The sequence below is a fragment of the Betaproteobacteria bacterium genome (genome assembly GCA_016194905.1).
Taxonomy (GTDB): Bacteria; Pseudomonadota; Gammaproteobacteria; order Burkholderiales; family JACQAP01; genus JACQAP01.
Genome location: JACQAP010000009.1, coordinates 132708 through 151045 on the forward strand (window position 1 = coordinate 132708; position 18338 = coordinate 151045).

An 18338-nucleotide genomic window follows, 5' to 3' on the forward strand; every position below is an offset into this window, starting at 1 on the left:
CGCGGCGGACTCGCGCGCCCCCAATGCGTCTGACCCCGCCTGGCCCCACGGTTCCGGCCAAAATCCCGATAAGCGGCAGATTTATCCTCCTGTTCGGAGCACTGGCTTGTCTTGCAGACTGCGAAGATGGCAGCGTTTCCAAAGAATCGCATGTCCTGCCATTACGGTGTCCGCGATTGCAGGCTTTTTACAAGGAGCTCTATATGGCTGATGACAATCACAATGGCTGCCTGGTTGTTGGTGAAGGCGTGAAACTCAGCGGTAACTTTGTTGTGCCGAACAGCGCTTCCATTTCCGGAACGATCGATGGGGATTTGACCGCGCGTGAAATCCTCGTGGGCAACACCGGTGTCCTGAAAGGGAAGGTAACCGCCGACCTGGTCGATGTTCGCGGAGAAATTCACGAAAACGTGACTTCCACCAAGGCCCTCTTCGTCCGATCGACAGGCAAGGTCATCGGCGAAATCCAGTATGCCGAAATCGAGATTGAAAAAGGCGGTGACCTGCAGGGCAATCTCAGCAAGATAGCGGCGGCCGGTACCGCGGCCTGACATTTGGCTCATTGCACATGAACATGTTCAGCAAAAATCCGGAGTTCAAGCATTCGCAGGACAAATCCGGGCAACACGCGGTTTTGGCCATGCCGGAAAGAACCCCGCGTCCGGAACCCGTCCGCCAGCCGGCACCCTTGTCCGTAAAACCGTCGATTGTCGACAAGGGATCAGCGCCGTTATCGGTAACATCGTCCCTCATCAGCGAGGGATTTGAATTCACGGGCGACATCAAGTCCGCAGGTTCATTGACCGTGGACGGCGCAATCAAGGGTAATCTCGTTGTACAAACACTTTTGATTGGCGCCAAAGGGCTGGTGGACGGCAGTGTAAAAGCCGACAGCATCAACGTGGAGGGATGCCTGTCCGGTGCGATTGAGTGCAAGGATCTGGTGGTGGGTAGCCGTGCCGTTGTAGATGGCAAATTGAGTTACAACACCATCACCATCCGAAGAGGCGGCACCATCAAGGGCGACCTGATACGCGAGTAAGCGTCAGCCCAGGCAAAGGTTACGATGTCTGGGCTGATCAGCCTGCGTCGATCAGGTTGACCCTGAGCCAATTCTGAATTCTCCGACACCCGGGTCCTCCGGGCTGATACGAGTTTCAAGAACAGTAGTGTCAGGATTGCTGTCGACCATGGCGCGGTCGCGCTGGCACATGCTCAAATGCGTTTCTTTATCTCGACCCTGGCGATCCGACCTCAGCTCGGCAAGCGCCTCACGCGGATCACCCCGCAACGGGCGTACGAGCCAGTTGCCCCTTCAGCCGTACCACTTCTTTTTCGAGATCGGCGATGCGCCGGTCGCGCTGTTCGAGCGTGCGCGCGACATCCGCGGCTTCGAAGCGCTGCGGAATATGCTTCGGACAGTTGGTGTCCCACGCCGTCACGGTGAACAGGATCACCCGCTCGCCCCGCGACTTTTCATTCTTGGGCATCAGCTTCTCCAGCAACGCGGGATCATCCTCGACCACGCGCGCCTCGCCCCAGATTTTCACGCGCTGGCGATGCGCGTAATCGATCAGGAACAGGTGGGCCTTGGGATTTTCCGCGAGATTGCCCAACGTGATGAACTGCCGGTTGCCGCGAACGTCCGCAAAGGCGATCGTCTTGTCATCGAGAACGTGCAGGAACCCCGCGGGTCCGCCGCGATGCTGGATGTACGGCTGACCGGCGGCATTCGCCGTGCCGAGGAACACGCTGGTCTGCGCGGTGATGAACCCGGCGAGGTCCGGCGTGATTGTGGTTTCCCAGCCCTCTCCTTCTTCCATCCGGGCATACGCCGTACGCGAGCCGTGCCGGGCCTGAATGGCTTTGACGGTGGGGGTAAAGGCGACATCGCTGGGAACAAGAGTCGGTTTGGTCATGGCGGTTCTCCTATTCAAGATGGGTCGAAGTCGGTTCGCTTCGCCTAGTGCATTGCGAATGGAGCGCATCGTGAAGAATTCCGATGGAAAGAAGAATCACCGCCGATTACAATTCATTCTTCCGTTTACCGGAATACTGAATGGACCGGTTTCACCTCATGGCCGTCTATGTGGCGGTGGCGGAAGAAGAGAGCTTCGCCGGCGGCGCGCGCAGGCTGGGGATGTCCCCGCCTGCCGTGACCCGGGCGATCGCCTCGCTTGAAAAGCGCCTCGGCGTAAACCTGCTTACCCGGACCACCCGCTTCGTCCGGGCTACCGATGCGGGGCAGCGTTACCTGGAACATGCGCGGCGCATCATCGCGGACGCGGATGAAGCCGACGAAGCCGTCGCCGGCGTGAACGCTGCGCCGCGCGGCCAGCTCTCCGTCACCGCGCCGGTGCTGTTCGGCCGCATGTTCGTCATGCCCAGCGTCGTCGAATACCTGAGGCACTTTCCCGACATGTCCATCTCGGCGGTATTCCTCGATCGGATCGTCAACCTGCTCGAAGAAGGCATGGATGTGGGCATACGCATCGGCGAACTGCCCGACTCGAGCATGAGGGCGATCGGCGTCGGCCATGTGCGCCGCGTCGTGTGCGCCGCGCCGGATTACCTCAAGGCGAATGGCGTTCCGCGTGCGCCGGCCGATCTCGCCAAGCACGCCGTTGTCGCCGCGAACCCGGTCTCGCCTTCCGTCGATTGGAAATTCGTGAACGGCAAGAAAACGACGAGTGTCAAATTGACACCGCGGCTGACGGTAACGAACAATGAAGCCGCCATCGTGGCAGCCGTGCAGGGTTTCGGCGTGACTCGCCTGCTCTCCTATCAGATCGCTGCGTTCCTGGCCTCGGGTCAATTGAAAGCCGTTCTGAGCGACTTCGAGCCGCCACGCCTGCCTATCCATGTCCTGCACAGCGAAGGCCGGCAGGCCTCTGCCAAGGTCAGAACTTTTGTTGACTTGCTGGTGGAAAGATTGAGAGCGGACAAGGCGCTGAGCTAGATAGTCTCAGCAGGGCTCCAGTAATACATAACCCGCGAATTTTCGCAGAGCGTCCCTCCGCTCCTTCGACAGGAAAAGGCCCCAGAATTTCACTGCAACCTTGGCAAGCGGGGGTAGCGGGATCGGCCGGCGCAGGCGCTCGCCTTCGTCGGCCAGCCAGCGGATCTCTTTGGATTGCCACCCGTGCTGCCGGAAGAAACCGAACCAGTCGCCAGGCGCAAACTTGAACGGGGCATTTTGCATCTTCTGCCCCAGCCCTTTGCGGTGGCGGAACTTCATCGCCTCGGGGGAAAAGTTATCCACCAGCCAATAGCGGACACGATCCAGGGCTCTGAGGTCGTCCGCCAGCAACGCCGCCTCCTCGACGCTCAGATAAGGAACGACGCCTTCGGTGAGAACCAGAATCCTGTTAGCTTGAGCATTGACGCGGGAAAACAGTTTCTGCCGCGCCGGACGGCCGGCGAGATCGATCCTCACGCGCTCCAGACGGCAGCGCGGGGTCTCGTGCGCCAACCGGCTTTCCTTGTACTCGATGATGTGGGGATAGTCGGCTTCTATCCAGTGCAGCGATGCCGGCAGGTTCATTCGGTACGGACGCGTATCCAGTCCCGCGCCGAGGTTGAGGACGGTGTCGACGCCTTCGCCGATTGCAGCCCGGATGAAGTCGTCGATGATGCAGGTCCGGATCACGATCGTCCAACCGATGATGCGCGAGTTGGGCATCGACACCGCTATTTCCCCGCCGCGCTCTCCCGCCAGGCGGGCGGCAAACGGGTCGCGGAACAGCGCGTCGGCCCGTTCGGATTCGAGCGCACGATGATGCGCGATCCAGAATGCGGTATCGGAGACGTCTCTGATCAGGGGCTCGGCCATGCGAGGGAAAAAATACCGGATTGCAGATCACAGCGGTACGTTTACGGAAACGCGTCGCCTGAAGTGTACCGGATGAACAAGGAGCAACATGCGTTTCTTCCCTATACGGTCGGAACAGGACTCACGGAGTTGAACAAGGGATTGTTGCAGGCGAACGCGGTGCCGCTGGACGACTCGTACAAGGCGACGTTCGGTGTATCCATCGACGATCAGCGCGTCGACCAGAAATCCGGAAAGGTCAAAGGCCAGGAGGGAATTTACGGCCAGTATCGCGCGGAAGCGATTTTCGAGGCCAACCGTTCGCTGCACCGCCCGCTGCTTTCGCAAGGCATGCCGGAACCAGAAGCGAAGAACTACGTCCTGACCGGAAATTACCGTTACGCGTTCACGCGCAACCAGATCCTTCTCGCGATCGTGTACCGGCACCCGGGTGAGCAGCCCTTCCGCGTGGCGGCCAGGCAAACCGGCATCGTGACGACGTTCCGTCCGGATCAGCGCGGCTGGTACGAACCTTACGAGCGCGATGTGAATGGACAACCGATCGATGAAGTCGTCGACTGGGTCGCAATGGAGTACAAGCTGCTTCGTCAGGAAAAGGTTGTCGCGACGATGATGGTCCTCTCGGCCGAGTCCATCAAATCCGGCAAGCGTTCGCCGGACTACTGGCAGGCGGAAGGTCCCTGGATGGCCGGGGAAACTACAGAAGTGATGCGGCAATCGCAGATCAGGGCGAAAACCCCACTGCCGACGACTTGATAGTTATTCGTAGCGACTTCGAACCCCGCCCGAGTGACGGGGTTTTTATTTTCGGCGACAAAGCGCTGGGCCGAGCGATGCACCCGCACGCGGCAGCGGCGGAGAGATTCTCCCAAAATCCGCTTAACCTTCAGCATCCGTGCGAAGGCCTTTGCTCCGGATCTCGCTCCTACGCCAGCTTGCCGGAGGCATGCCGAATTCACGTTTGAAGGCGCGGTTGAATGCCGCCTCCGAATCGTAGCCCACGTGTTCCGCCACGTCGGCAAGCGACTTTTCACCGTCACGCAGTTGCTGAGCGGCGATCTGCAGGCGCCAGCGGGCCAGGTATTGCATGGGCGGCTGCCCGAGGAAATCGGTGAAGCGCTGGGCCAGCGCGGAGCGCGACAATCCCACCTTGCGCGCGAGCTCATCGACCGTCCATGCATGCGCGGGCTGGCTATGCAGCAACGACAGCGCGCGGCCGACGAAGCGGTCGCGCAATCCCGCGAGCCAGTTCTTCTCGTCCGCCGGCAATGTATCGATACAGCGACGCACCGCTTCGACGAACAACAGCTCGGAGAGCTTGCCCAGCACCGTCGCGCTGCCCGGTCGCGAAACTGCCGCTTCCTCCGAAGCGAAGCGCAGCGATGATTCGAGCCAGGCGGATCCGCTGCTGTTGCGCACGTCCACCTTGAAAATGCGCGGCAGCGAAGCCAGCAGGGGATTGCTCAGCGCTTCGTCGCAGGCGAGGAACCCGCACACCACCCGCGTCTTCTCTCCTCCTCCGCCGTAAGTCAGCCTCATCACGTCCCCGGGAGGGGTATCCAACTGATCGGCCAGCAGGGCGGCCGACGGTGTGCGCGGCAGATCGAGCACGCTGCCCATGACGTGCGTCTCGCCTTGCGGGACCACCAGGAGCTCGCCGGCGGAAAGCCGCAGGGCGGAGGTGTCGTCATCGGCAAGCCGTGCCCAGCATGATCCCTCCACAATCAGATGATAGGAGACCACTCGTTGCGAGCTCGGCAGAAAATCGGCGCAAAGCGACCTCTCTGCCCGGCCTTCCACGCACCACGGGGCACTGAACTCCGCGTTCAGGAAGACGGCGCCGCTGAGCCTCACAGCGCGAAGAACGTCCGACAAGGCATCCATAGTAGAGGGTCAATTCCGGCGTCCCGCGCAAGAAAATCGGACGCCTGAGCATTCAACCGGAATACGAGGGCGGGAATACTAGCATCCGACCACCAACGCAACAACGACGCCATTTCATTCAAGGAGTACAACAATGTCCGCAGTCATTTCCACTTCCCCACCCGCCATTGATCTCGCCGCCGTCAAGACCCGCCAGCAAGCCGCCTGGTCCACGGGCAACTATGCCGTCGTGGGCACCACTCTGCAGATCGTCGGCGAGAACCTTTGCGAAGCGCTCGACCTGCGCGCAGGCAGCCGCGTGCTCGACGTCGCCGCCGGCAACGGCAATGCCACGCTTGCGGCCGCGCGCCGCTGGTGCGACGTGACCTCCACCGATTATGTGTCCTCGCTGCTCGAGTCCGGGCGAGCGCGGGCGCAGGCCGAAGGCCACACGATCCAGTTCCAGGAAGCCGACGCCGAGAACCTGCCCTTCCCCGACGCGTCGTTCGACGCGGTGATGTCCACCTTCGGCGTGATGTTCACCCCGAACCAGGACAAGGCGGCGAGCGAGCTCGCGCGCGTCTGCGAGCCCGGCGGCCGGATCGGCCTGGCGAACTGGACTCCCGAGAGCTTCATCGGACAACTGTTCAAAACGATCGGCAAGTACATCCCGCCCGCGCCGGGCGTCAAATCCCCGGCACTGTGGGGCACGAAGGCAAGGCTCGGGGAGCTCTTCGGCAAAACCGCGAACGAGATCCGCACGACCAGCCGCCAGTTCACCTTCCGCTATCGCTCGCCGGCACACTGGATCGAAGTGTTCCGCACCTACTACGGCCCGATGAACAAGACTTTCGGCGCGCTCGATGCCGGGAAGCAGGCTGCCTTCACCCGGGACTTGCAGGCTCTCATGGAGCGCGACAACCGCTCGGGCGACGGCACGCTGGTGCTGCCGAGCGAGTACCTCGAAGTCGTGATCGAGCGGAAGTAATGGCTTCCGGCAAAAATCAATCGGCCGGACAGGCCTGCATCGGCAGGACGAGTGCAAACCAACGAGGTGCATCATGAGCAACGGAAAATCTTACAAAGGCAGTTGCTTTTGCGGCGCGGTTCAGTTCACGGTCAGTGGCGAGCCGGCCGCAATGGGTTATTGCCATTGCGAGTCGTGTCGAAGCTGGTCGGCGGGACCTGTCAACGCCTTCACTCTATGGAAACCCGAAGCGGTGCAGATCACGCGGGGAGCGGACAACATCGGCACTTACAACAAGACGCCGCGCAGTTATCGCAAATGGTGCAAGACGTGTGGAGGCCACCTCTTCACCGAGCATCCCGGCTGGGCACTCACCGACGTGTATGCGGCGGCTATTCCTGACTTTCCTTATCAAGCCGGCATCCATGTCAACTATCAGGAGACGAAGCTGCGCATCAAGGACGGGTTGCCGAAGATGAAAGACGTCCCGAAGGAAATGGGGGGCTCGGGTGTCAGCATGGCGGAATAACACGGCGGGCTCTTCAAGCACCATCGCCGGCGGCGGTCGCCGCATGATGACGACGTCGCCTTTTTCGGCGACGTCGTTTGTCATCGGCATTTCCCCGGCGAACCGCTGCTTTTCCACCGAGGAGCGTTCTGCACGACAAATGCTGGTAGATGCCGTGACGGCGTGACGGTCGTGACGGCGCGATAGTTCGGTGGCGAACGCCTGAGTTCTGAAGCGGGAGGACTCGACCTCGCGGCGTCACGACGTCACGACCGTCACGAAACCTGCAGAAGCGGTGCGTCTGCAAAGAACGCCGGTGTCTGCGTCAAGTCTGCAATCTGGCTCGCGTGCAAAATTCACCATCATGCAAGCGACCTCTCTAGCCCTCGATCACCTCCTGCGCGCCGTCGGCGATCCCGTCGTCGAGCTTTGCGATATCGGACCAGGGCATCCCGAGTTCAATCAAGCACAGACCATCCGGGCCGCAGCTGGCGTCCTCGCGAAAATTCCGGACACCTTTCCTGCGATCGCGCAAGCGATCCGGACAGCCGATGGCCGCGCGGTATCGCCGCAGACACGCGCCCACTTTGCTGCGGCCGAGGCGTGGCTATCCGGGAACCCGGTCCTCGCCGCTGAACGCTATGCGTCGATTCTGGACAGGTGGCCTTGCGATCTGCTGGCGCTGCGGCTCGCGCTGTCGTGCTACTTCTTCCTTGGTTGGCATGACCAGCTCTGCGCGGTCGTCGATGCGGTTGTGCCGGCATGGACGCGTGATCAGCGCAATTTCGGATTCGTGCTTGCCATGGCGTCATTCGCGCACGCTGAAAACGGCGACGCCGCGTACGCCGAGGCACTGGGGCGGGAAGCGCTGGCGAGCGACCCTGCCTGCCCGCTGGGCGTGCACGCGGTGGCGCACGCGATTGCCGAGTCCGGGCGACACCGCGACGGTGCACAATGGATGCGCGATCAGGGCGCCCAATGGGCCACGGAGAGCCGCATGCGCACGCACAACGCATGGCATCTCGCCATGTTCGACGCCGAGGCAGGAAACGTCGCGTCGGCGCTCGGCATACTCGATGCCTGGTTGCTTCCCGCCAGTGCGGGATCGCCACTCGACGCGTGCGACGCCGCTGCTCTGCTATGGCGCCTCGCGACCGCGGGGGTCGACGACGAAGGCCGCTGGGGCAGGGTTTCCGACGCCTTCGAACGGACAATGACGCCGGGATTCTGGCCCTATGTCGACCTTCATGCGGCGCTCGCGCACTTGAGCGCCGGCAAGCAGGCGCGGGCACAACGTCTCGTTCAGGCGATCGAGCAATGTGCGCAAGGCGGCAACTACGCAGCCTTGCGCGCGCGGCACATCACCCAGCCAGGTTTGCGGGCGCTTGGCGCCTGGGCCGAAGGCCGCTACGGCGAGGCCGCCGGGCTGCTCGCAGGCCTGCGACCCGTTCTCGGCGACGTCGGCGGAAGCCGCGTCCAGTTGGAAGTCTTCAAGAGCATCGAGCACGAGGCCGTCCGTCGGCAACGCGCTCGGCAGTCCAAACTCTCTCTTGAACGCCCGGTTGAACGCAGCTTCGGATTCCTTTCCTCGGTAAGTCCCTTACGCAGAGAGCAAGCCGTACAATGCGTTGGCGGGGATACTTTGCGCCATGCTTGGCGTGCCGTGGCGTCCAGTGATCCAGGGCATGACCCCCAAAGGTTGGAAGCGCCCGAAAGTAAAGCGCAACTGTGGAACGTCCGGCACGACGAAGCAAGGACGCCGCTACGCTGACACCTGTTTAATGAAGGAACGCAACCAGGATGAGACGCACCACACTTTCTCTATTGGTCGTCGGACTGTGTGCCGGCGCTGGAACATTGGTAACAGTCCAAAATGTTGCCGCAGGCACGAAGCCGAACGCCACAGCCGATTCGGCCATGCAGAAGCCCGCCAGGCAAACCAAGCTCTCCACGGCAGCAATCGATCAATCAAAGGAGGCTGACTACAAAGCCGCCAAAGCGAAGGCACAGATGGAGTACAAGAATGCGACGGCGAAATGCCGTAAGCGGTCGAGCGCATTCATACGTGCATGTATGACTGACGCCAAGGCGGCTCGGACTGAGGCGTTGGCGCAAGCCAAAACGCGATGGGGAAACCAGCAGTAGTCACCTTTGATCGAGAAGTGTTACGCGAACTTCAAATGCCGGCTCTACGACGGCAGTCAGGTCTCAAAGCACGGTCTTTTCATCTGGGAAGTCGTGAAGGCGCATGTCGCGACGTCGCCGAAGTATCCGGAGACGTTCCATTACCGCGGCGACGGCGCGTTCATGATTTCCGGGCGGGAGGTCAACCGGCGCAGCCGGTTCAAAGCACAGAATCTCTAAAGGCGCCTGGCCGTCAGTCCTACATGCAGGCCCGACCCTGTTTCCCCGGTCAGGAAGTTTTGCGACGCCTGCGTTTTTCAGGCCACGCTCGCATGGCGTTCGCGACGATCGTTTGCAGAACCTTGGGCGATACGCCGTCAGCGATCTGCGTGGACATGCCCTGCATCACGGTTTCGTAGAACTTCGCAAGGCCGGCAGCATCCGTTCCCGCGGGCAGTTCGCCCTCGCGGATGCCGCGCTCGATGCGCTTTTTGAGGCCGGCTTCCGCGCCCGCGCGACATGCCGTCAACGTCTTGCGCACTTTCGGCGACGAGGCATTGACCGCCGAAGTCACCAGCATGCAGCCCAGGCCGATTTCCGGCAGCGCCGTGGCCGATCGCAACAGCAACGCCTCGACCGCAGCGCGGGCCGTCGGCGCGTCGTCGAGGACTGCCGTTCGGCAGGCAGCACCGTTGACGTAGTACTCCAACGCTTCGAGATACAACGTTTCCTTGTCGCCAAACGCGGCATAAAGGCTGGGCGGATTAATGCCCATGGCGGACGTCAGGTCGCTTAGCGACGCTCCTTCGTAACCCTTGCGCCAGAACACGTCGGTCGCGCGCTGCAACGCACGCTCGCGATCGAAGGCGCGCGGGCGCCCGCGCACGGCCGGGACGGGGTTCTCGGTCCTTTTCATAGCGATCAATACTAAATTATTTGACGTCCGGCCGCAAACCGCCTAGGCTTGCGCCATTATCTGTATCGTTCACTACAAAATAACTCTCGCTGCGGCGGAATTTCTCAAGGAGAATCAACATGGGTAAGCTCGACAACAAAGTAGCGCTCATTACCGGCGGCAACAGCGGCATCGGCTTGGGCACCGCGAAGCGATTCGTCGCGGAAGGGGCGAAGGTCTACATCACCGGACGGCGGCAGAAAGAACTGGATGCCGCAGTCAAGGAAATCGGCGGTAGCGCGGTCGGCGTGCAGGGCGATGTCTCGAACCTGGCCGACCTCGACCGGCTCTTCGAAACCATCCGCAAGGGCAGTGGCCGCCTGGACACGATTTTCGTCAATGCCGGAGGCGGACAGATCGCGCCGCTCGGATCGATCACGGAGGAACACTACGACCAGATCTTCGGCACGAACGTGAAAGGCGTGGTCTTCACCGTGCAAAAGGCATTGCCGCTGATGCCGCCCAGTTCGACGATTGTCCTGAATGCGTCCATCGTCGCCAACAAGGGCTTCGCGGCCCTCAGCATCTATAGTGCCACGAAAGCCGCGGTGCGCAATTTTGCGCGCGGCTGGGCCGTGGACCTCAAGGACAAGAAGATCCGCGTGAACGCGGTCAGTCCCGGAGTGGTAGTGACGCCGGGATTTTCCCAGTTAGGCCTGACCGACGAACAGATCAAGGGGTTCGTCGACGGCATGGTGGCCGTCACGCCGCAGGGTCGCGCGGGTACGCCGGACGACATCGCCAAGGCCGTCGTCTTCCTGGCTTCGGATGACAGCAGCTATGTGAATGGTGCGGAATTGTCCGTCGACGGCGGCATGGCGCAGATCTGAGCCGCCAGGCGAGGCTCTGCAGTCCCTGAAATGAAATACCCGCACGACTTGTCCGTCGTGCGGGTATCGACATTTGTACAGGCCGATGTCCCGGCTCCGCCGACTTCAGCGATTCAGAAACTCGAGAAGCTTCGGAATGACCTGTTCCGGCGCTTCGTTGATCAACCAGTGGCCCGAGCCCTCGACGATTACGCCCTCCACGTTATCGTCGACGAGTTCGCCCTGGTCGATCAGGAATTGCCCGCCGGCTTTCTCACCGCTCAACACGAGCATCGGCATCGTCAGCTTGGTTTGGGCAAGGTCTGCGAAGTCTTTTCCATCCTGCTCGAACGCGCGGAATACTTCGAATCCCGCGCGCATGCCGCCCGGCTGCGCATACGCCTTCGCATAGAACTGCCGGTCCTTCTCCGGCACCGAGTGCTTCGGATCGGCGGCGAATTCATTCCAGAAGTGCTCGAAGTAAGTGCGTTCGCGGCCTTTGACGAGCGCCAGCGGCGTTTTGCCGTAGAAATGAAAATGCCAGAGATCCCGCAGCAACCACACTTTGGTCCAGTCGCCGACCCCGGGCAGGAATGCGTCCATCAGCACGATGCGATCGACGTCCTCCGGGTACTGCGCAGCGTAGGCGTACGCCACCATCAACCCGATGTCGTGACCGACGACCGCAACGCTTTTGTAGCCGAGCGCCTCCGCGAGAGCGTGAATGTCCTGCGCCATGGTCTTCTTGTCGTAGCCGGTTTCCGGCTTGGATGAGCCGCCGAAGCCGCGCAAATCGGGAGCGATCACCGTATGTGTTTGCGCGAGCTTGGGGATCAGCGGCCGCCACATGTGGCTGGTCTGGGCGTAACCGTGCAACAGCAGGACGGGTTCGCCCTTGCCGGCAACAAGGTAGTGCAGCCGGACGCCGTTGACTTCCGTGAAACGGCTTTCGATCTTGATCGGTTGCTCAGCACCTGCCTGCGAGATGGTCGCCATCACGGCAAAAAGGCTCGCGAGCGTGACGAGCAACCGGGGAATGAGTTTGCGCACGGGGTTCTCCAAGGATTAAAACGATTGTTACATGAGCGCGACAGCACAGACGGCGGCGGCAATCCGTGCCGGCGCTATCGCGGACACAGCTTAACGCAATCGCAAATTGGAGAACACCGGAGAGATGCTCATTCCGTGAAACGGGGACGCAAGGATACGGGCGTACAATCGACCAGCTCTTCGAATCGAAGATTAATAAGTCAAAGGAGGCTGCCTTGATCCGCTTTTACTTTCACCCCACGCCGAATCCCCTGAAGGTCGCATTGTTCCTGGAGGAGTCCGGTATTGCGTACGAGGTCGTTCCGATCGATACGCGCAAGGGCGAACAGCACTCGGCGGACTTCAGGGCTGTGAACCCGAACGGCAAACTGCCGGCCATCGTCGACACCGACGGTCCCGGCGGTGCACACGTCAGGGTGTTCGATTCCAGCGCGATCCTGCTCTATCTCGGCGACAAGATCGGGCGCTTCGTCGGGGGCGCAGCGGACCGCGGAGACCTGCTTTCCTGGCTCATGTTCGTGGCGACGGGCATCGGGCCTTATTCAGGACAGGCAGTGCATTTCCAGCGCGCGGCGCCGGAGCAGATTCCCTACGCGATCAATCGCTACCGGCGCGAGGCGGACCGCCACTACCGCGTACTCGACAAACACCTGAAGGCGCGCGACACCATCGTCGGCGCCGAGTACTCGATCGTCGACATGGCAGCCTGGGGTTGGGTCGACCGCGCTCCCATCGTGCTTCCCGGCGAGGCCGATCCGCTCGCGGCCTATCCGAACCTGAAGCGCTGGTTTACCGCGATCAACGCGCGGCCCGCCGTCGCGCGAGCGCGCGCTGTCGGCAAAGACATCGCCTTCAAGCAGGAGATGGACGAGGAAGCGAAGCGCGCGATGTTCCCGTCGAACTATCCCCTCGCGGCGGCGTAGAGGTTTTTTGAGCAGGGGTGCGGACAACTTCAGGCAAGATCCGCTACTCCCGCCAACAAAAGGAGTGACGCTTACGAACGGGAAATCCAACAAGGGTGTGTGCCTCGTTGTCGGCGCGGGCGACGCAACCGGCGGGGCCATCGCCCGGCGCTTCGCGCGCGAGGGCTACACGACGTGCGTGACGCGGCGCTCGGCCGACAAGTTGGCGCCTCTTGTCGCGCAGATCGAGGCGGCGGGCGGTAAAGCCCACGCCTTCGGCAGCGACGCCCGCAAGGAAGAAGAAGTGGTGGCAATGGTGGAGAAAATCGAATCCACGCTCGGCGCCATCGAAGTACTGGTGTTCAACATCGGTGCCAACGCGGCCGCGAGCATCCTCGACGAAACCGCGCGCAAGTATTTCAAGATCTGGGAGATGGGCTGCTTCGCCGGTTTCCTGAACGGACGCGAGGTCGCCAGGCGCATGGTGGCGCGCCAGCGTGGCACCATCCTGTTCACCGGCGCCACGGCGTCGATGCGCGGTTCGGCGAACTTCGCCGCGTTCGCCGGCGCCAAGCATGCGCTGCGTGCGCTGGCGCAAAGCATGGCGCGCGAACTCGGTCCACAAGGCATCCACGTTGCGCACACCGTCATCGACGGCGCGATCGACACCGCCTTCATCCGTGATCTGTTCCCAGAGCGTTACGCGCTCAAGGCGCAGGACGGCATTCTCAACCCCGACCATATCGCCGAAGCGTACTGGATGCTGCACACGCAGCCGCGCGATGCCTGGACACATGAACTGGACCTGCGGCCCTACATGGAGAAGTTCTGATGAAAAGCTTCGAGTTCTGGTTCGACTTCGGCAGCACGGCCTCCTACCTCGCGTGGACGCAGCTCCCCGCCCTGGAAGCCACCACCGGGGCCAAAGCCGTGCTCAAGCCGATGCTGCTGGGCGGCGTGTTCCAGGCCACGGGCAATCAATCGCCGGCCAACATTCCCGCGAAGGGCAAATACATTTTTGCGGACTTCGCGCGCTTTGCCAAACGCTACGGTGTGGCGTTCAACCGGAATCCGCATTTCCCGATCAACACGCTGCTGTTCATGCGGGGCGCCATCGCCTTGCAGATGAAAGGCGACGCACGCTTCATGGATTATTGCCACGCCATCTTCAACGCCATCTGGGTCGATTCGCTGAACATGAACGACCCGGCCACGGCGGCGGAGGCATTGCGTAAGGCAGGCTTCGATGCCCAGGCCCTGGTTGCACTGGCCAGTGAACAAACCGCCAAGGATGCGCTCAAGACTGCCACACAAACAGCCGTGGAGCGCGGCGTATTCGGTGCGCCGACGTTCTTTGTCGGCGATCAGATGTTCTGGGGGCAAGACCGGATGGATTTCGTGAGGGAAGCGTTGCGATAGGCCATCGCAGCCCGGATTCCAGAGATCTGGAATCCGGGCATTGACAGCACACTGCATCGTTGGGGTTACGCCATTTCACCCCGGCACCACCGTTTCAGGTTCGCAATTCCGGAAGCTTTTCTTCCTTCGCAACGAAGCGCAGCGCCACGCCGTTGTTGCAGTAGCGCAGCCCGGTGGGTTTGGGACCATCGTCGAAGACGTGCCCTTGATGCCCGCCACAGCGCAGGCAGTGATATTCGGTGCGTGGCCAAATGAGCCTCGTATCCTTTTTCGTGCCGAGCGCGCCCGGCAAATAATCAAAGAAACTCGGCCACCCCGTGCCACTGTCAAACTTCGTCTCGCTGCTGAAAAGCGGCAGGTAGCATGCGGCGCAAACATAGGTGCCTGCGCGCTTCTCCGTGTTCAACGGGCTGGTTCCCGCGCGCTCGGTGTCTTCTTCGAAAAGAACGCGGTAGCTCATGGCGGGAAGCAGGGTTTTCCATTCGGATTTGGGTTTCGTCAGAGGATACACACGGTTTTCCTTCGCCAGAGCCGGCAGTCCGACAAGGAGGCCGGGAATGCTCGCGAGTAATTGGCGTCTATTCATTGTCTGTCCTTATAAATGCGGTATCGACTGCATCGTTGGCCTGTCGACGCGTCAGTACCTTACAACCGGGCACTTCGACGGCGATCGGGACACAGAAGCACGTTCTCGGCAAATATACGTCCCCGCGCACCATGGTGGATGCAAGGATTACTGTATTGCCCTATTCAGGGCTATCTGGATGTGAAAACCGTCGAGCGAGCTTGGCGATAAGGAGCGACACAATTTTGGGCTACGATCTCTGTGCGAGAGAAACGCACTCGTTTACCTTTCACCGGATTGAGGAGGGTGTCGTCAAGTCGGAAGTACTGGCGGCAGGGTTCGTGCTCGATGGGCAGGCCGATTTCCTGCGCAACAAGGACGACGCTCGGGATTGGAACGACTCGCCTCGCGCGGCTGGGGAACGCCGTGGCACCAGCGATCGGTTCGTGCTGCGCTTCCGGAAGCCCTGACCGTTGCTTCTTCACAACGCGGGAACGCGCGTCAGGCTTGGCATATTGCATTAGTTATGCAACACCAAGCCCCCGTTTCCCCATACTAAGTCGATACGCCTTTGATCAAGGAGTGCTACGCGAACTTCGAATGCCGGCTCTACGACGGCAGCCAGATCTCAAAACACAGTCTCTTCATCTGGAAGTCAAGAAGGCGCATGTCGCGACGTCGCCCAAGTATCCGGAGACGGTTCACTACCGGGGCGAGGGAAAATTCATGATCTCCGGACGGAATATCAGCCGGCGTAGCCAGTTCAAGCCGCAGAACCTGTGATGCCAGGAAGCGGGCCTGGCAATTTCTTCATTTTTGTTTTTCATGCATTTTTTAAAGTGTGGTCAAAATTCAGGAGGATTGGGATAATGCCCGCATGAACCATCCCGTCGGCCCGGAAGGCGTCCCCTTCGATCCCGCTCAGTGGCTGCCGCCCGAGATCGGAGAGATTACCGATCACCAGACCGACCTTCCACGGATCGCGAGAGATACAAAACTCACCGCGACTATTGAGGCACAACTGTCTCAAATTCCCACAAAGCATGATCTTCATCTGCACGATTCGCGCACAATCGATTTCCTGGCCCCCAACAGTATTCATCTTGTCGTCACATCGCCACCTTACTGGACCCTCAAGGAGTACAACAAGAGTGACGGACAGATGGGGTATATCGAAGACTACGAGAGTTTTCTAAGCGAGCTGGATCGTGTCTGGAAAGCATGCTACGACGCGCTAGTGCCAGGCGGGCGTGTCGTATGCGTGGTCGGGGATGTATGTTTGTCGCGTCGGAAAAACGGCGGCGAGCATGTTGTCGTACCGCTGCATGCTTCGATCCAAGAACACTGCCGGAAAATTGGATTCAATAATCTCGCACCGATCATCTGGCACAAGATTGCTAACGCGGTCTACGAAGCAAACGGCAATGGCGGCGGTTTCCTCGGCAAACCCTATGAGCCGAACAGCGTCATAAAGAACGACATTGAATTCATCCTCATGGAACGAAAGCCCGGCGGCTATCGCAGCCCGTCATTGGCAACAAGAATTCTGAGCGTTATTTCGGCCGAAAATCACAGGGTATGGTTCCAGCAAATATGGACAGGAGTGACCGGTGCTTCCACCAAGCACCATCCGGCACCCTATCCGTTGGAATTGGCAGAACGCCTGATCCGCATGTTCAGCTTCGTGGGCGACACCGTCTTCGATCCCTTCATGGGGACGGCCACCACAAATGTTGCCGCCGCCAAGTGGGGTCGAAACAGTATCGGCGTGGAAGTCGATCCGCGGTACTTTGAGATGGCCGCTAGACGAATCGAAAACGAGCTTCCCAAGCTCTTTTCCGGCCGCACTGTTCGACTGCATGAGAGCCGGGACATACCAGCGGGATGATTAACGTAGAAGAAGAACTGGGCAAAGCGGTCAAGCATTTCTGGAAGATTCGCTCCAGACAGCACAAACGACAGGGATCTGACACCGGTAGAAAGGATGCGGGCAACCGCGCGGCAGTGACCGGTGGGAAGCACGCCGACGGATTTGTGCAGCTTATCGCTACAATTATCCGCGATGCAGGTTTGCTCAAAGCAACCATTCACACGACTGAAAAGACACCCCGCACGCTGCCCGGTTTTTTTCGGCCGACGAAGGAATGGGATTTGGTCGTCGTGTCGGGCTCCAGCCTCGTCGCAGCCATCGAGGTGAAATCTCAAGTAGGAAGCTTCGGCAATAACTTCAACAATCGCGTTGAAGAGGCTTTAGGGAATGCCACCGATTTCTGGACGGCATACGGCAAGGGAATCTTCAAGCCATCACAAAAACCCTGGCTTGGGTATCTTTTCATGCTCGAAGAAGATGACAGGTCACTCAGACCAACCAAGCACATTAATCTTGCGCCGTTCCAGGTCGATGAAGAGTTTCAGCTAAGAAGTTATGCCAAACGGTACGAATTGGTGTGCGAACGCCTTGTGCGCGAGCGGCTCTATGATTCTGCGTGCTTCTTCACCTCCAGCGCCAAGAAGGGGACGCAAGGCATATATTCACAGCCCAATAGCGAACTCAGCATTCGCAATTTCGCCATCTCACTTCATGGTCGGGCTGCGGCGTTTTCGAAACTGGCGTGACGGCAGCCCGATACATGCCTCCGCTCCCAGTCGGGACTAATTCAGGGTGTCAAGTCGGCTTCGTGTCTTAAGGACACACTCAAGGGAACACTCACATGCACCCGTAGGGGTGTGGAACTGAAGCTGTCGTGGTGAGATCGAGACTTTCTTCGTGGTGATATCTTGAGCGTACTACTTCAACTCGACCTCGACGAACACGAACTCGTGCGGGTTCGGATTGACCACGTTGTGCTCGACACCGACACTCCGTGCGTACGACTGCCCGGCCGCAAGGTCGGTCACGATCTCCCCGTTCGCGGTTTCCTGCATCAGCTTGCCCGCCGTCAGCACCACCACAACGTAGTCATGCGCATGCCTGTGCCACCCCGTCTCCGCCCCCGGCGCGAAGCGCCATTCCGTTACGATAGTGCGGTCGGTTTCGGTGAGGACTTTGGAAGTGGCTTGGGGGCGGGATTTCATCTTGCGTCAGTCTGCTTCCGTCTCGCTCTATTCGTCTTCAATTCCCAATTTTAGCGGACAGGGGCTGCAAAATGTCTGGAAGGTTTTTCGGAGGTATAAATATCTTAATGCAATAATGCAGCCAGACCCTCATGGCACTACCTTAAGCCGCAAGGAGTGCGAGGAAATAGGGTGGCTGAGAGCCTCGCGTTGTTAAGATGGTGGTGTCTGAAGTCACCGTCCATACAAGGAGGATCAGCCATGTGTGAAGATAGCAAAAAAACGCCTGC

22 protein-coding genes and 1 pseudogene are annotated in these 18338 nt (G+C 60.3%); 16 read left to right on the forward strand and 7 right to left on the reverse strand.

Annotation, left to right across the window (positions count from 1 at the left end):
• The first annotated feature begins 203 nt into the window (after positions 1 to 203).
• A complete protein-coding gene (locus tag HY067_06010; GenBank protein ID MBI3527509.1) occupies positions 204 to 551 on the forward strand; it encodes a polymer-forming cytoskeletal protein in 348 nt (115 codons plus the stop codon).
• 17 nt (positions 552 to 568) lie between these two features.
• On the forward strand, positions 569 to 1042 hold the full coding sequence (locus HY067_06015; GenBank protein ID MBI3527510.1) for a polymer-forming cytoskeletal protein: 474 nt from the start codon (positions 569 to 571) through the stop codon (positions 1040 to 1042).
• Between the two features lie 238 nt (positions 1043 to 1280).
• On the opposite strand, the gene HY067_06020 is transcribed toward HY067_06015, so the two are convergent.
• Entirely contained in the window at positions 1281 to 1919 is a 639-nt protein-coding gene (locus HY067_06020) for a pyridoxamine 5'-phosphate oxidase family protein (GenBank protein ID MBI3527511.1), read from the reverse strand.
• 140 nt (positions 1920 to 2059) lie between these two features.
• Between HY067_06020 and HY067_06025 the strand changes: the two genes are divergently transcribed.
• Complete coding sequence (locus tag HY067_06025) at positions 2060 to 2959, forward strand: LysR family transcriptional regulator (GenBank protein ID MBI3527512.1); 900 nt, start codon at positions 2060 to 2062, stop codon at positions 2957 to 2959.
• A gap of 6 nt (positions 2960 to 2965) precedes the next feature.
• On the opposite strand, the gene HY067_06030 is transcribed toward HY067_06025, so the two are convergent.
• The gene (locus tag HY067_06030) at positions 2966 to 3832 is read right to left on the reverse strand and encodes a class I SAM-dependent methyltransferase (protein ID MBI3527513.1); all 867 of its coding nucleotides are present in this window, start codon (positions 3830 to 3832) and stop codon (positions 2966 to 2968) included.
• Between the two features lie 72 nt (positions 3833 to 3904).
• On the opposite strand from HY067_06030, the gene HY067_06035 reads away from it, so the two are divergent.
• Complete coding sequence (locus HY067_06035) at positions 3905 to 4588, forward strand: hypothetical protein (GenBank protein ID MBI3527514.1); 684 nt, start codon at positions 3905 to 3907, stop codon at positions 4586 to 4588.
• A 123-nt stretch (positions 4589 to 4711) separates the two neighbouring features.
• Here the strand turns inward: HY067_06035 and HY067_06040 are convergent, their stop codons facing one another.
• Positions 4712 to 5716 carry an AraC family transcriptional regulator gene (locus HY067_06040; protein ID MBI3527515.1) on the reverse strand — a complete coding sequence of 335 codons (1005 nt, stop codon included), beginning with the start codon at positions 5714 to 5716 and terminating at the stop codon, positions 4712 to 4714.
• A gap of 133 nt (positions 5717 to 5849) precedes the next feature.
• Here HY067_06040 and HY067_06045 point away from each other — a divergent pair, with 133 nt between their 5' ends.
• From HY067_06045 to HY067_06060, 4 genes are all read left to right on the forward strand, one after another.
• Positions 5850 to 6683 carry a methyltransferase domain-containing protein gene (locus HY067_06045; GenBank protein ID MBI3527516.1) on the forward strand — a complete coding sequence of 278 codons (834 nt, stop codon included), beginning with the start codon at positions 5850 to 5852 and terminating at the stop codon, positions 6681 to 6683.
• A 73-nt stretch (positions 6684 to 6756) separates the two neighbouring features.
• Positions 6757 to 7191, forward strand: a complete 435-nt coding sequence (locus tag HY067_06050) for a GFA family protein (protein ID MBI3527517.1) — start codon at positions 6757 to 6759, stop codon at positions 7189 to 7191.
• A gap of 343 nt (positions 7192 to 7534) precedes the next feature.
• Positions 7535 to 8941: a hypothetical protein gene (locus HY067_06055; protein MBI3527518.1), complete on the forward strand. Its 1407-nt coding sequence runs from the start codon at positions 7535 to 7537 to the stop codon at positions 8939 to 8941.
• 380 nt (positions 8942 to 9321) lie between these two features.
• Positions 9322 to 9534 carry a flavin reductase gene (locus tag HY067_06060; GenBank protein MBI3527519.1) on the forward strand — a complete coding sequence of 71 codons (213 nt, stop codon included), beginning with the start codon at positions 9322 to 9324 and terminating at the stop codon, positions 9532 to 9534.
• Between the two features lie 49 nt (positions 9535 to 9583).
• Here HY067_06060 and HY067_06065 read toward each other — a convergent pair whose 3' ends face one another.
• A complete protein-coding gene (locus tag HY067_06065; protein ID MBI3527520.1) occupies positions 9584 to 10210 on the reverse strand; it encodes a TetR/AcrR family transcriptional regulator in 627 nt (208 codons plus the stop codon).
• 119 nt (positions 10211 to 10329) lie between these two features.
• Here HY067_06065 and HY067_06070 point away from each other — a divergent pair, with 119 nt between their 5' ends.
• Positions 10330 to 11079 (forward strand): SDR family oxidoreductase, encoded by a 750-nt coding sequence (locus HY067_06070; GenBank protein ID MBI3527521.1) that lies wholly within the window; start codon positions 10330 to 10332, stop codon positions 11077 to 11079.
• Between the two features lie 105 nt (positions 11080 to 11184).
• Here HY067_06070 and HY067_06075 read toward each other — a convergent pair whose 3' ends face one another.
• Positions 11185 to 12054 carry an alpha/beta hydrolase gene (locus tag HY067_06075; protein MBI3527522.1) on the reverse strand — a complete coding sequence of 290 codons (870 nt, stop codon included), beginning with the start codon at positions 12052 to 12054 and terminating at the stop codon, positions 11185 to 11187.
• A 269-nt stretch (positions 12055 to 12323) separates the two neighbouring features.
• Here HY067_06075 and HY067_06080 point away from each other — a divergent pair, with 269 nt between their 5' ends.
• The 3 genes from HY067_06080 to HY067_06090 all read left to right on the forward strand — a co-directional run bounded on the left by HY067_06080 (position 12324) and on the right by HY067_06090 (position 14429).
• Positions 12324 to 13031, forward strand: a complete 708-nt coding sequence (locus HY067_06080; protein ID MBI3527523.1) for a glutathione S-transferase N-terminal domain-containing protein — start codon at positions 12324 to 12326, stop codon at positions 13029 to 13031.
• 64 nt (positions 13032 to 13095) lie between these two features.
• Positions 13096 to 13842 (forward strand): SDR family oxidoreductase, encoded by a 747-nt coding sequence (locus HY067_06085; protein MBI3527524.1) that lies wholly within the window; start codon positions 13096 to 13098, stop codon positions 13840 to 13842.
• Positions 13839 to 14429 (forward strand): 2-hydroxychromene-2-carboxylate isomerase, encoded by a 591-nt coding sequence (locus HY067_06090; GenBank protein MBI3527525.1) that lies wholly within the window; start codon positions 13839 to 13841, stop codon positions 14427 to 14429. The genes HY067_06085 and HY067_06090 overlap by 4 nt, the downstream gene beginning before the upstream one ends.
• A 94-nt stretch (positions 14430 to 14523) precedes the next feature.
• On the opposite strand, the gene msrB is transcribed toward HY067_06090, so the two are convergent.
• Complete coding sequence (gene msrB / locus HY067_06095; GenBank protein MBI3527526.1) at positions 14524 to 15015, reverse strand: peptide-methionine (R)-S-oxide reductase MsrB; 492 nt, start codon at positions 15013 to 15015, stop codon at positions 14524 to 14526.
• Positions 15016 to 15239: 224 nt separating this feature from the next.
• Here msrB and HY067_06100 point away from each other — a divergent pair, with 224 nt between their 5' ends.
• From HY067_06100 to HY067_06115, 4 genes and pseudogenes are all read left to right on the forward strand, one after another.
• Positions 15240 to 15464, forward strand: a complete 225-nt coding sequence (locus tag HY067_06100) for a hypothetical protein (protein MBI3527527.1) — start codon at positions 15240 to 15242, stop codon at positions 15462 to 15464.
• A 98-nt stretch (positions 15465 to 15562) separates the two neighbouring features.
• Positions 15563 to 15777 (forward strand): annotated as a pseudogene (locus HY067_06105) (flavin reductase).
• A 94-nt stretch (positions 15778 to 15871) separates the two neighbouring features.
• Entirely contained in the window at positions 15872 to 16882 is a 1011-nt protein-coding gene (locus HY067_06110) for a site-specific DNA-methyltransferase (GenBank protein MBI3527528.1), read from the forward strand.
• Positions 16879 to 17610, forward strand: coding sequence for a restriction endonuclease (locus tag HY067_06115; protein ID MBI3527529.1), 732 nt, complete (start codon positions 16879 to 16881; stop codon positions 17608 to 17610). The genes HY067_06110 and HY067_06115 overlap by 4 nt, the downstream gene beginning before the upstream one ends.
• Before the next feature lie 171 nt (positions 17611 to 17781).
• Here the strand turns inward: HY067_06115 and HY067_06120 are convergent, their stop codons facing one another.
• The gene (locus HY067_06120; protein MBI3527530.1) at positions 17782 to 18069 is read right to left on the reverse strand and encodes a cupin domain-containing protein; all 288 of its coding nucleotides are present in this window, start codon (positions 18067 to 18069) and stop codon (positions 17782 to 17784) included.
• Positions 18070 to 18338 lie beyond the last annotated feature (269 nt).

Coding starts and splice junctions, on each gene's coding strand:
- HY067_06010 (MBI3527509.1), top strand. CDS start 204: ATGGCTGATGACAATCACAATGGCTGCCTGGTTGTTGGTGAAGGCGTG.
- HY067_06015 (MBI3527510.1), top strand. CDS start 569: ATGAACATGTTCAGCAAAAATCCGGAGTTCAAGCATTCGCAGGACAAA.
- HY067_06020 (MBI3527511.1), bottom strand. CDS start 1,919: ATGACCAAACCGACTCTTGTTCCCAGCGATGTCGCCTTTACCCCCACC.
- HY067_06025 (MBI3527512.1), top strand. CDS start 2,060: ATGGACCGGTTTCACCTCATGGCCGTCTATGTGGCGGTGGCGGAAGAA.
- HY067_06030 (MBI3527513.1), bottom strand. CDS start 3,832: ATGGCCGAGCCCCTGATCAGAGACGTCTCCGATACCGCATTCTGGATC.
- HY067_06035 (MBI3527514.1), top strand. CDS start 3,905: ATGAACAAGGAGCAACATGCGTTTCTTCCCTATACGGTCGGAACAGGA.
- HY067_06040 (MBI3527515.1), bottom strand. CDS start 5,716: ATGGATGCCTTGTCGGACGTTCTTCGCGCTGTGAGGCTCAGCGGCGCC.
- HY067_06045 (MBI3527516.1), top strand. CDS start 5,850: ATGTCCGCAGTCATTTCCACTTCCCCACCCGCCATTGATCTCGCCGCC.
- HY067_06050 (MBI3527517.1), top strand. CDS start 6,757: ATGAGCAACGGAAAATCTTACAAAGGCAGTTGCTTTTGCGGCGCGGTT.
- HY067_06055 (MBI3527518.1), top strand. CDS start 7,535: ATGCAAGCGACCTCTCTAGCCCTCGATCACCTCCTGCGCGCCGTCGGC.
- HY067_06065 (MBI3527520.1), bottom strand. CDS start 10,210: ATGAAAAGGACCGAGAACCCCGTCCCGGCCGTGCGCGGGCGCCCGCGC.
- HY067_06070 (MBI3527521.1), top strand. CDS start 10,330: ATGGGTAAGCTCGACAACAAAGTAGCGCTCATTACCGGCGGCAACAGC.
- HY067_06075 (MBI3527522.1), bottom strand. CDS start 12,054: ATGGCGACCATCTCGCAGGCAGGTGCTGAGCAACCGATCAAGATCGAA.
- msrB (MBI3527526.1), bottom strand. CDS start 15,015: ATGAATAGACGCCAATTACTCGCGAGCATTCCCGGCCTCCTTGTCGGA.
- HY067_06110 (MBI3527528.1), top strand. CDS start 15,872: ATGAACCATCCCGTCGGCCCGGAAGGCGTCCCCTTCGATCCCGCTCAG.
- HY067_06115 (MBI3527529.1), top strand. CDS start 16,879: ATGATTAACGTAGAAGAAGAACTGGGCAAAGCGGTCAAGCATTTCTGG.
- HY067_06120 (MBI3527530.1), bottom strand. CDS start 18,069: ATGAAATCCCGCCCCCAAGCCACTTCCAAAGTCCTCACCGAAACCGAC.